The organism is Methanosarcina barkeri MS, from assembly GCF_000970025.1.
Lineage (GTDB): Archaea > Halobacteriota > Methanosarcinia > Methanosarcinales > Methanosarcinaceae > Methanosarcina > Methanosarcina barkeri.
Window position 1 is genome coordinate 2,137,210 of record NZ_CP009528.1, and the last position, 12,907, is coordinate 2,150,116.

Here is a 12,907-nt window from a genome sequence, read left to right on the forward strand (position 1 = left end):
TTTGAGATCGATGAATTAGATTATTAAAAAAGCAATTTCAAGTCTGGAGATTCTAGAAAGCCGATGAAACAGAAAATACGGAATAAAACTAAAAAGGTCTTCATTTTTTTATAATTAAGAGAGCAGGTTATTATCCAACAAGCTATGAATAATTAACCATAGAATTTTATTTCAGGCAAATACCTTCTATAGTTTGCTACAGAGTATTTGCCTGAAATAAAATACTGAATTTTCATTAAAATGATGAACAGTTCTTTGTAAAACGAACCTAACAAAAAAGTAATATGCAAAGGTTTGCACCTTTGCAAAATCTTTTTAATTAACCTGGTAAAGGTATCCGTCGTCATTTCCGAAGTATGCATAGTTGTCGGATATTGCCACACCTGCAAGGCTGTATGTAGCATTTGGTGGTCCGTTGGATGTGATGCTATAGCCGTTACCTAAATCTGTTATGCGATATACAAGCCCATCTCCATCATTACCTGTAACAAATATCAGTGGGTTGTTTATACCGTCATCGGCGACTGCTGGTGAGGACTGGATATTGCCAATCTCATCCTCCTCCGTCACCCAGTGACTAGCCAATGTGGTAGCATTCAAACAGTACAAATAGCCACCATTAATCATAGAGCCACACCCCACATAAATCCTGTCATCAGCTGCGTTGTACGCTGGCGTTGAAGTGCTACTATATACCATTTGGGAGCTTGTTGTGTGTGTGCTTAAATTACCGGTGTTTGGATCAATTGCAACAGCATGCACATATTTGTCCTTCCCAGCGACATATATAAGGTGATCATCCGCGTTATAAGTAGCAGATGATCGTATCTGTTTATTGGACAGATCTGTCTCATTAACTTTTGTTCCATCGGAGATACTGACAGATGTCAATGTCCCAGCATCGTCAGGATATACTAAATAGTTTCCCACAACTGCGGCGCCTGCCCAGTAGTAGCCACCACCTGTAGTAGTTTCTCTACTCCATATCTCAGTACCATTATCTGCATAAAAAGCAAAATATGTACCATCATCGCTCAGGTTAACAGGGTCGGTCGTGCTCATGTTAACGGTTCCTACGAAAAGTTTTCCTACGCCGTTGTCATTATAGTATGTGATGGGACAGGAACACTGCTGTGATGCCGGAGCAAAGTTTGTACTCCACTTTTCAGTCATGTTGCTGGCATAGACAGCTGTAATCTTTTGTTGATTAGAACCATAGCCTGTGTCCACGACATAAATGATATTGTTACCATCTGAAGCGGGGTTAGCATTCTGGATTCCTGTTGCTGCCACTGTACAATCAGCTACATAATTAAGTGTAGATTTGTCATATTTGTAGAGCTTGCTTGCTCCTTCCACATATACATAGTTACCCAGTACAACAGGAACAGTTTCAATTCCACTACCGACAAGGGTGTTCCCGTTTACGGAAATGGTGGCATCATCAGGTCCTTCATCGCTTGTTATACCCGTATGTTTTTCATTTTTCTGGAACTGTGACCAGTTACTTGCGGCTGCTACCGATGCAAATGCCACAAGCATTATCATTACACATACTAATAGTGAAAAATGTTTATTTTTCATTCGCCTATTCCTCTCTTTTTTCTTTAAAGATCAGTAGAATAGCTATTCCAACTATGACCCTCTCCTCCCCTGGAAAGCCTTACTGGTCCAAACCTACGATTTTGAAATGCCTCACACTTTTCAACTTCATTCTTTTATTGAAAGTTTCCAACTCTTGTTTTTCGACTATCCAGTAAAAATAATAATCGTGGATTTTTGAGCGATCATTAAAAAATAATGGTAAGCGTATTGTTATTTATGAGGACATCTGGGGAAAGATCAATTAAACAAGGTCATTTTTATATACTCTTCAAAAGTATATAGTTCAATTTTTTTGGATGATAACTGTAACTCAAAAGAATAATATCATGTCTCTAATTTCTTATTTTTTATTTAGGCTAAATAGAAGCCATACCTATGAAGAATACATAACCAATAGCAATAGCAATAATCTTTCATTTTTAACTAACACTTATGATCTAAATTAAAAGAGCTATAGGTATAAAAATAACATATATGTAAATATGTGAGGATCGAAGTATAAAATAAAACATTTACTATATTTTTGTTATATCCGCGCATATATCCTAGAAGAGGACTAAATATGAAAAATAAAATAACAAGTATAGTCTTAATTGCACTCCTCAGTGCAATAATGATTGGTACAGCAGCAGCACAACCTGCCGAGATATTTAATGGAACTGTTGCGTTAGAAGACGGTACGTTTACCTTTGTTCCATCAAACGATCCTTCTAACAGTTACCAGGTGGAAAACCTTACAGATCACGGTGCACTTGATGCGGCTTCAAATGATGAGACCAGCGGATTCACGTATAATGCATCTGACGAGTACTATGAGGACTATGGTTCTTTTTACCTTACTGATATTAACGGAGTGCAAGATAATTATGGAGCAAGTACATCTTGGTTTGTTTACATAAACGGTGAGCTTGCTCCACTGGGCCTCAGTCAGAACGTAATTAAAGATGATGATCAGGTTACATTCATGTATGCTCCTTATGAGTATACAGCGAACGAAGTCACTGTGGATACAGCAAATGCGTCATATATTGTTGATATAAAAGTAGAAGTTGAGGATGCATTAACATCTATTGAAGATCTCCAGGGATACATTGATAACCTTGACACTCCCTCTCTAACAAAATGTATTTTTACAGCAAGCCTTGACGGTGTAGTTTATTCACTGGAAAATGGCCGGGATCAGATAGCCATCTTTAAACTCCAGTGCTTTAAGAATATTGTCCAAAGGCAGGAAAACTGGGGCAATCTTTCTCCCGAAGAAGCGGAATATATTAGTAATGAAGCAGACCACATTATTGAACTGATACAAAATTCCTGAAGGGTAAGCCCTTCTTTAACTTTTTTGGAAAAAATTTCATATCTTTTCTCGCTCTACGTAATTTTTAATGTATTTGAGGTTTTGCCATTTTTCACATAATCCCTTTATTTCCGCTAATATTAAATAGCATAGCTTATTTCTTGAAAAATTTATATAATAATTACTTAAAATCTATTTAATTCTTTGTTTTTATTTAAAGTTGGAATTAGAATAATAAATAGCTTATTAATTAAGAAATAAACTTTATTTGAGTTTTCAAAACATAATAAATATGTATATATATATATATTTTTATGCAAGTTATAACTATAAATTGCAATAAATTTTAATTTTGAAAGTAAATGTAATATTATATCAATTTTTGAACTTAATTAGTATTCAAAGGCATTTTGAAGTATTATTTTAGAGGCTTAAAAAGTAATTTTATGTCAAAATACGTGATTTTGACTGATTTTTTAGATTTTAGAGAATTTTTATCAACTTTGGCAGAGCCTCATTTCATTCAAAATATCCTTTAATATTTGTAACTTATGTGGCACTTTTTGTATTTCGATGTTTTTCCATTTACATCAATTAATTTTACTCAATTTTATTTGTTTTATCTTTTCTTTTTTTTATAAATATGTTAATAAACAACGAAAAATTCATATATTTCATATGTGTTTTCTATAAATAAATAAATATTACTTTATTTAGATTTTAAATAGAATTTGCCCCCAAATCTTTAATCTTAGCAGGGGCGTCAAACAGAAAAATTATTTGTATACAGTCAACACTCGAAAATGTCATACAGCATCAGATTTTGTGTCGAAATTTTAAATATAAATTATGAAAATTAGAAAGTTGCCAGTCAAGTTAGAAACTGTTATTGGTAGTTTTCAAACTTACGTATTATCACCGATAATTGAATATAAATACCACAGATATAATGAAAGTTCAGGAAGCTAAAAATTTCCTGCAACATATGTTTCAAATAATCTTAAAACTCGATTGGTCTGACGCTTCAAAAGGTCCGAAACTCGATCCTGCCGCATCCACAATACCAAAAATGCGGTCAGATTCTTCTGCCCAGACCAACCGATAACCCTATGAAAATACAGGAGGTCTTCAAAAAAAACTGAAACTACTTGTTTTTCTTTATATAGATCTTACTTTTAATTTTTGCTTTTTGTTTTTTGTTTGAGCCATATTGGAAGTGATTGAAATTTTTGAAACGATGTTAACTCTATAAACGGTAGTACATTGCCATAAATGAGGTCATAGCTGCCTGTAATTGCTGGAGGTACTCATCAGCAACACCAGAATACTGATAGACCTATTTCTAGAGCTAATGCAACTGCCATGTAGATATCTGGAGATTCACCAACTTAATGGACTGAACCTAAAAACCTGGCAGCAGGAAAAAATGTTGCTGCCTCCTTATTTAATAATATCAAAAATAATGGAGTAACAAAATATGTTAAAAATTATGAAAAATGTGATAATAAATAGGACACAAAATAGTACACAAAACAGAATAAAAAATATTACCAAAAACGGCTTTCTTTTAAGTATATTCTTTATCCTGTTGTTTGTCTTTGTCGGATCTGCGTCGGCACAAACTATTGAAGTCAACCCTGGGGCTGATATCCTCACAAAAATTGATGAAGCACAGGCTGGAGATGTCATATACTTCAACCCCGGAACTTATGATATAAGTCAGAATTGGAATATATACAACAAACCTCTATCGTTTATAGGGGCAGGTGCAGATAAAGTAACTTTTAATTTTAATGATTATACTGACCTAAATTTTGACTTCTCTGATATCGAAACTGCCCATGATATTCTGATTGAGAACATAAGCTTTTCAGCGTCCACTTCGCCCAGTATGAGATATGTCTCTGTCCGTGGATCAAATTCTTATTCTACTAATGTAATAATCAGAAACTGTAAAATTAACCATATGCGTTTAAGTTCAACTATACTGAACAATATTGAACTTTCGAATAATACATACATATCCGACTCATCAAGCAGCACTGGTAATGTTTATGGGAAACTGATAATTACCGAAAATCAATTTGATAATAGTCCTTGTAGCGTGAGCAGGATAAATAATGGTGGTGTGATTGCAGGCAACACCTTTACAAACATTACTTCTGACTATGCATTTTCTATTAGTAGGGGAGACGACATAACATTCAGTGATAATGTAATTTCACACTGCACCGGAGGAGGTTTATCGATAAATTCTTACTGTGATCGCAATATTATTACAGGGAACACCTTTGACTCCAATTCTGTAGGGATCACTTTTGAATTGAAAAATGGAAAAACTGGCACCGGCAATAAGATTTACCACAACAACTTCATTAACAACACCGTCAACATCAATGACGATTCACCGGCTGGTTCCGTCCAGTACGTCAGCGATGCTGTAAAATATAGCTACAAGAACAAGTCCTATACCTCCTCTCTCGGCAACTACTACAGCGACTACACTGGCGCAGATGATGATAACAATGGAATCGGTGACACTTCTTATGCATTTGGCTCCTCAAGTGACACTGCGCCCCTTATGGGTAAGATCACAGTCAGTGGAGATAATATAACAATTGCAGTACCACCGAATGCTTCCGTTCCAATAGCCGATTTCACGGCAACACCGACTTCTGGGAATGCTCCTCTAACAGTTAATTTCACAGACGCTTCAACTGGTGACGTTTCTTCCTATTCATGGGACTTTGATAACGACGGTACGGTTGATAGCACGGAGCAAAACCCCTCGCATACTTACGAGACTGCGGGTACCTACTCTGTTAACCTCACAGTTGTCAATACAACCATAAGTAGCACAAAAACAAAGACTGACTATATTGAAGTAATAAACAAAGAGAGCCTTGGATCCGAATGGCCGGAGTTCCAGAAGGACAGCTCAAACAGTGGGTATACCCTCAGCTCTGCTCCAACCAGGGACCCGGAACTCATCTGGCAAAGTCTTACTTCTTCAAATCAGGAACCCTGCGGGAGCGGGGGTGTCAATGTACCACCTCTGATTTCAGGAAACAAGATCTTCGTAACTGCTGGTAATGCCTCTGTCTGGGCCTTTAACAAAGATACCGGATCTCTTATCTGGTCAAAGGAGCTTGGTGGTGGTCTGGTACAGACAGCAACTCCTGCACTGGGAGATGGAAAACTCTTTGTCCCTACCCTTGAAGGAGACCTCTATGCCCTTGATCCAGAAACTGGAAATAAACTCTGGAAAACACACGTAACAGAAAGTAACTTTGAGTGTCCCATTACCTATTACGACCATAAACTCTACATCGGAGACGGTCTTGAAGGAGGAAGTGGAGACAAATATTACTACTGTTACGATGACAGCGGGAACTTAGTATGGAAGCACAAAAACACAAACACTTCCGGCTTTATCTGGAGTGGGGCAGTAGTTGTCGGAAACTATCTGGTATACCCTGTTTTTGAAGGTAAACTGGTCTGTCTCGATAAAGACACCGGAACTTTTGTAGATGAAGTTGACTTCAGCAAGAGTTCAGATGTATCCTTTGCACTAACCGATCCCGGAATGTTCAGAAGTTCCGTAACCTATGCTGACGGCGCTCTGTACACATCCTCTGAAAGAGGACAGGAAACCGGCTACTGCTTCAAAGTAGGTTTTAACCCTGATACAGGTCAGTTCCTCAACACCGGCTGGGCAACGTCAATAGGATTTTCCACATCAACTCCGGTAGTGTATAACGGAAGGGTCTACGTGGGACACGGGGAACACGGAGAATCCGGGTCCATGTTCTGCCTGAACGATTCCGATGGATCCGTCATATGGGAAACCCCAGTTAGTGGAGGTGTAAAGTCCTCACCTGTCGTTTCTATCAAGAATGGAAAACCATACATCTACTTCACAGAAGCTATCGTGGACGGATCTATTTACTGTCTGAACCCTGACGGAACACTTGCCTGGCACTATAACCCACCTGCAGATGATGCATACACCCTTCAGGGAGCGGCTCTTTCCGACGACAAGGTCTACTACGGAACTGATAACGGGTACCTCTACTGCATAGGACAGGGTGAAGCCCTCTCTCCAGCGGCAAACTTCAGTTCGGACAAACAGACGGGCTCCTTCCCACTGACTGTTTCCTTTAAAGATACATCCCTTAACGCCAATAAGTTCCTCTGGGACTTCGGAGATGGGAACACCTCAACCGAAGTAAATCCGGTTCATACATATATCACAGTCGGAAACTATACCGTAACCCTCACCGTTAAAAACGAGAACGGTGAAGATACAAAAGTTGCCAAAGACTATATCTACGCAAACAAAGCCCCAACAACATGGACGGTTAAAAATGGGGAGTCAATACAGGCAGCTATTGATGCAGCAAATTCAGGGGACATAATACAGGTCTATTCTGGAGAATACCATGAAGTCCTGACCGTTAACAAGACCCTGACCCTCAAAGGTATAGAAGATCCTGTCCTGAACGCTTCGGGTTTCACAGGCGTATCCGGCGTAACCATCAGCGCTGACGGCGTGGAGTTCAGCGGGTTTAAAATTATAGGGACAGAAGAGATGTGCTTTGCGATCAGTATTTCTTCAGAAGGTACTCTGATAGAGGACAACCTGATAGATGACTGCGCTGAAGGTGTATGGTTAACTGGGACTGGAAACACCCTTCAGGGAAACAATATTTCCAATTGCTGGGACTTTGCAGCCGTTCTTGACAACACAGGAGGCAACAGAGTCTACCAGAACACATTAATTAACAACAACGGCAGGAAGATGGGAGGTTCAAGCGACCACATATCTGGGGGGTCAGGCTCATTCTTCCAGAGCTCCGAGCCTGTGGAATATTTCTGGAATGGAACAAAACTGACCGGGTATATGGGTAATTACTACGATGACTATACCGGAAAAGACTTAAACGGGGATGGAATAGGAGATACGGCTTACAATGCTGATGCTGGAACAGACCAGTACCCGCTGATGCTTCCTTTCTCGAATTATGGTGAAGAACAGGAAAACAACTCTATCCCCGAAGACTCCTGGTTCCAGTTCCACGGGAAAGTAGACCATCTTGGCTACTCTGAGAGCGGACCCAAAACCAACCGGACTGAATGGATAAGTGAAGACATAGATGCTATCAGCAGTTCCTCACCGGTAATTGCAGGAGGGAAAGTCTTTGTTGTATGCGGTCCCGGATCAATGAGTGGTAGTACGGAAGATATTCCTCAGTTAGTAGCCCTGGATGAGTCTTCAGGAGACATAATCTGGAACGTCAGTATCCCTGCAGCAGTATACGGTTCCTGGGCTTCTCCTGCTTACGATAATGGTATGGTCTTTACGGCAACTGGACCTGAACTCGGATGTTATAATGCAAAAACAGGAGAAAAACTCTGGAGCTTTGACGACACGCTTGGATCTCAGGGTGTGGTCGGTAGCGGGCCTGCTATTGCTGATGGTAAGGTGATCTTTAACGATTGGGACGGAAGCCATTATTACTGTCTTGACGAGTACACTGGAGACCTGCTATGGAGCTTTAAAGTGAAGGGCGATGCTCAATCCGTACCTGCCTATGCGGACGGGAAATTCTACCTGACAAGCTGGGAATATGGTTCTTCCTACCAGGGAAATACTTACTGCGTGGATGCAGCAACCGGAAAACAGATCTGGCACACCAATAATGTCGTTGCGAGTTTATGCGGTTCTCCGGCTTACAAGAATGGAATCCTTTACCTGACAACTTACAACTTCTACGGAAATGGAGAGCTTCTTGCCTTAAATGCAGCTGATGGCCAGATAGTCTGGAAACAGTCAATTGAAAGATCGGATTCAACTCCTGCTTTTGCCTATGGAAATGTCTACGTTTGCGGAGGAGCAAGTGGTTATAGCAATTTGCAAACTTACTGCTTCAATGCGACTACAGGCTCACCGGTCTGGTCAACGCCTTCAAAGACAACAGATGAAGGAGGTATCGGAGGTTGGACCTGCTCAGTAGCTGTTGCAGATGGGCTCGTTTATGTGGGAAGTGAAGGAAACGGGTATTTCGGCTATGAAAACCTTTATGCTCTGGATGCCTTCACTGGCGATGTTATATGGAATGCTCCTTATGCCGGTTCTTCACCTGCACTTTCAGACGGTATGCTTTTCAGTATAGGAGGCGACCAGAAAGTCTATGCCTTCAAGGACTCTTCCGCCTCACCTGTTGCGAACTTCATCGCAAATGTGACAAGTGGTAAAGCACCTCTGACGGTACAGTTCAATGACACGTCCTCAGGTTCACCGGCATCATGGGCCTGGGACTTTGAAAACGACGGCACTATTGACAGTACCGAGCAGAACCCAGTATATACCTATACTGAGGCAGGTAACTATACCGTAAATCTCACTATCAAGAACTCCGTCGGCAGCAACAGCACTGTAAAGACGGAATATATCACTGTTTCTGAAACCTCAATACCTGCAGAACCGCCAGTTGCTGTATTCATAGCTGATGTAACGAGCGGTACTGCGCCTCTAACTGTCAACTTTACGGATCAGTCCACAGGTTCTCCAACTTCCTGGCTCTGGGACTTCGGAGACGATGCTAACTCTACAGAGCAGAACCCAGTGCACACATACACATCAGCCGGTAACTATACAGTCAACCTTACAGTTGCAAATGCAAATGGCACAAATTCAACCTCTGCTTTGATAACTGTTTCAGAAACATCTGCAATAGCACTTCCTGTAGCCAATTTCACCAGTAATGTCAGCGAGGGTTCTGCTCCTCTCTCAGTCCAGTTTACAGATATATCTGAAAATGCAACAGAATGGAACTGGGACTTTGGAGACGGAGGTTCTTCAGATCAACAGAATCCGACACATCAGTATTCAAAAGCAGGAAATTACACAGTAGCACTTACAGCAATAAACGATGCAGGCAGTAATACAACAACAAAAACAGATTATATAAAAGTGACAGAAATTACAAAACCTGTTACAAAACCTGTTGCAAACTTCACCAGCAGTGTTAGATCAGGAAAAACACCATTAAAGGTTGCCTTTACTGATACGAGTACTGGCTCCCCAACTTCCTGGTTCTGGAGCTTTGGAGACGGATCAAAGTCATATTTCCAGAATCCGACTCACAAGTATTCAAAGGCAGGAGTATATACTGTTAACTTAACAGTAAAGAATGCTGCAGGCCGTAATACGGTAACAAAAACAGATTATATAAAAGTAGTAACAAAACCTGTTGCAAACTTCACCAGCAGTGCTACATCAGGAAAAACACCATTAAAGGTTACCTTTACTGACACAAGCACAGGCTCTCCAACTTCCTGGAAATGGGACTTTGGAGACGGATCAAAGTCATTCCACCAGAATCCGATTCACAAGTATTCAAAGGCAGGAATATATACTGTTAACTTAACAGTGAAGAATGCTATAGGACGTAACACGGTAACAAAAACAGATTATATAAAAGTGACGGGAGTTACAAAACCTGTTGCAAACTTTACCAGTAGTGTTACATCAGGAAAAGTACCATTAAAGGTTGCCTTTACTGATACAAGCACAGGAATACCTGCTAAATGGAAATGGGACTTTGGAGATGGGTCTAAGTCATACCTCCAGAATCCGACTCACAAGTATTCCAAAGTAGGAAGTTATACTGTTAACTTAACAGTAAAGAATGCTAAAGGCAGTAACACGGTAACAAAAACAGAATATATAAAAGTTGTAACAAAACCAGTTGCTGATTTCTCTGCAACTCCAACCTCTGGGAAAGCTCCGTTAAATGTTACCTTTACTGACAACAGTACAGGAGTTCCTACTGCATGGAAATGGAGTTTTGGAGATGGAACAACTTCCAGAGAACAGAATCCAGAACATCAGTATGTGCAGGGAGGAAGCTATAAGGTTACACTTACAGTGGTCAACGTTGCAGGCAGCAGTACTACAACGAAGAAAAACTACATAAAAGTGACAACAAATACAAGACCAGGCATATATTCTGAAAGCAAATAAAAAGTCAAGCATAAAAGGAGTGGGGAACTTTTTATGATGTCCGCCGATGTGAGACTAAGTAAGAGATAAGAGGACGGGTGAAAACTTATGACAAGTTTCATCCTACCTCAATTTTTTTGCTGCCTTCCTCATACCTTGGCATCAACTCCAGCGATCGAGATCAAAATTAGGGCACCTATAGCTTATGACGTCATAATCTATTTTATTCCATGACCGAGAATGGCTGGGATCTAGAATCAGGCTTCCGGACATTATCTTTACCGGCAATCTCAGGCTCTTGAACCATTACTTCAGGCTCTGATATTGGGTTTGCATTGTGGAATTTTAAGCAGGTCGGTTAAATTCATGTGCGGTTCTGGTGCTTGATTCTTGGATATCTTGTCTATTGCTTTCACCTGATATTTTGTGAGTGCCTGAGATTTTGCGATTGTCAGTGCGTGCGTGTCGACTGTATTAAGCATAATCGTGAGTGTTTTGTTCCGTGGTAACCTATGTTTCCTTCGCCCATCTCCTATCGTGCGTTTCACAGTAAGAATCCTAAAATCCTTAACATAGAGGTGTAGAGGGTTTCAGGATTTTTCTGGTACCCTGACACTGTATATCTATTTTCCATTAATACTCACTGTATAGCGTTATTGAAGCCGATGAAGCAAGCTTAACGCATGGCACATCTTGTTCGAACAATGCATATGAGGTTGTGTGAAGATACGTTCATCAGCCCTGAGAAGATAGAAGAAGCTTTGTAGCTAATCCAGATTTGACGAGTCGAATATCAGAGGAAATAGTCGAATATCAGAGGAAATAGTCGAATATCAGAGGAAATTTATGAATACACTGAAAATTATAACAATCCTCATGTTTGTGTCATCTATATTCCTTTCTGGTTGTGCAGACGTCGTAAATGGTACACTAAATACTACTACTACTAATTATAATAATAATAATAATAATAATAATAATAATAATAAAATATCTATAGTGTGCATGGGTGATTCCATCACATACGGTTTTTGTGGGAACGGAACTTCATATCCTGCAATATTGCGATCGCGATTGTCTGGAGCAGTAATACACAATACTGGTGAGTGCGGAGATCAGACTTACGAGATGCTAGCCAGGTTTGATAGAGATGTAATATCACACCATCCGAATTTTGTTATAATAATGGGCGGACTCAATGATCTTCTTCTTGGACAGCCTGAACAGGTTATTGAAGATGATCTGGCTGCAATGTGCAAGAATTCCACACAAAATGGAATTACACCGGTACTTTGCTCAATTACGCCAATGACTTATGTTCCACAGAATTTGAAAATAAAAACAAAGAACCTGAACAAGTGGATTATATCATATTCAAATGTACAGAGCTATAAAGTGATAGATTTCAACTCTGTGCTGAATGATGGTCATGACAATCTGAGACAAGAATACGATTCTGGAGACGGGTGCCATCCAAACGCTGCTGGTTATGTTGCTATGGGAAATTCGATTGACATTAATTTGTTTAAACACTAGAGGTAACTGGTGCCATCTGTAGCTGTTAGAAAAATGAAACAGATAACGAAACAGATGCAAAAAAGAGTGATCACATTGCAGGACCTGCTCTCTATATTGGATTTACCGTGATATTCTTGCTGCCTCAATAATTTTTTCGCACTCTTCCTGCATCTGGTTGACATGATTTTCTTCGTGAGTGAATTACCTCTGGGAGTGCCACCGATATAATAATAAAGGAAATAACACGCAAAAGCACAAGGTATCTATGTACTCTATGTACTTTGTAAATATAGACTGAACGCCATTATCCATATAGGTAATTTAGTGATATACATCCTTGCTTTCCTTGCGTTTTCGGGTTCTGTCAAGTTGACGGGTGCTGGACATTTTATAGGCTCAACCCTCTCTGGAAAAATTCCTTAGCACCTGTAGACTTGACAGTATCAAATTTGTCAATAATAGTGAGCTTGATAAAGCAA

Annotated in this window: 5 protein-coding genes; 3 read left to right on the forward strand and 2 right to left on the reverse strand. The window is 39.8% G+C overall.

Features of this window, described 5'->3' with window-relative positions; translation table 11 throughout:
• Nucleotides 1–315: 315 nt before the first annotated feature.
• Entirely contained in the window at nt 316–1,584 is a 1,269-nt protein-coding gene (locus tag MSBRM_RS08745) for an outer membrane protein assembly factor BamB family protein (protein WP_048117759.1), read from the reverse strand.
• Between the two features lie 634 nt (nt 1,585–2,218).
• Between MSBRM_RS08745 and MSBRM_RS08750 the strand changes: the two genes are divergently transcribed.
• Nucleotides 2,219–2,923: a DUF4430 domain-containing protein gene (locus MSBRM_RS08750; RefSeq protein ID WP_176722173.1), complete on the forward strand. Its 705-nt coding sequence runs from the start codon at nt 2,219–2,221 to the stop codon at nt 2,921–2,923.
• Nucleotides 2,924–4,379: 1,456 nt separating this feature from the next.
• Nucleotides 4,380–10,931, forward strand: coding sequence for a PKD domain-containing protein (locus MSBRM_RS08755; RefSeq protein WP_230669118.1), 6,552 nt, complete (start codon nt 4,380–4,382; stop codon nt 10,929–10,931).
• Between the two features lie 290 nt (nt 10,932–11,221).
• Here the strand turns inward: MSBRM_RS08755 and MSBRM_RS20285 are convergent, their stop codons facing one another.
• Nucleotides 11,222–11,458: a hypothetical protein gene (locus tag MSBRM_RS20285; RefSeq protein ID WP_141706377.1), complete on the reverse strand. Its 237-nt coding sequence runs from the start codon at nt 11,456–11,458 to the stop codon at nt 11,222–11,224.
• 298 nt (nt 11,459–11,756) lie between these two features.
• On the opposite strand from MSBRM_RS20285, the gene MSBRM_RS18810 reads away from it, so the two are divergent.
• The gene (locus tag MSBRM_RS18810; protein ID WP_052712771.1) at nt 11,757–12,446 is read left to right on the forward strand and encodes a GDSL-type esterase/lipase family protein; all 690 of its coding nucleotides are present in this window, start codon (nt 11,757–11,759) and stop codon (nt 12,444–12,446) included.
• Nucleotides 12,447–12,907: the final 461 nt, after the last annotated feature.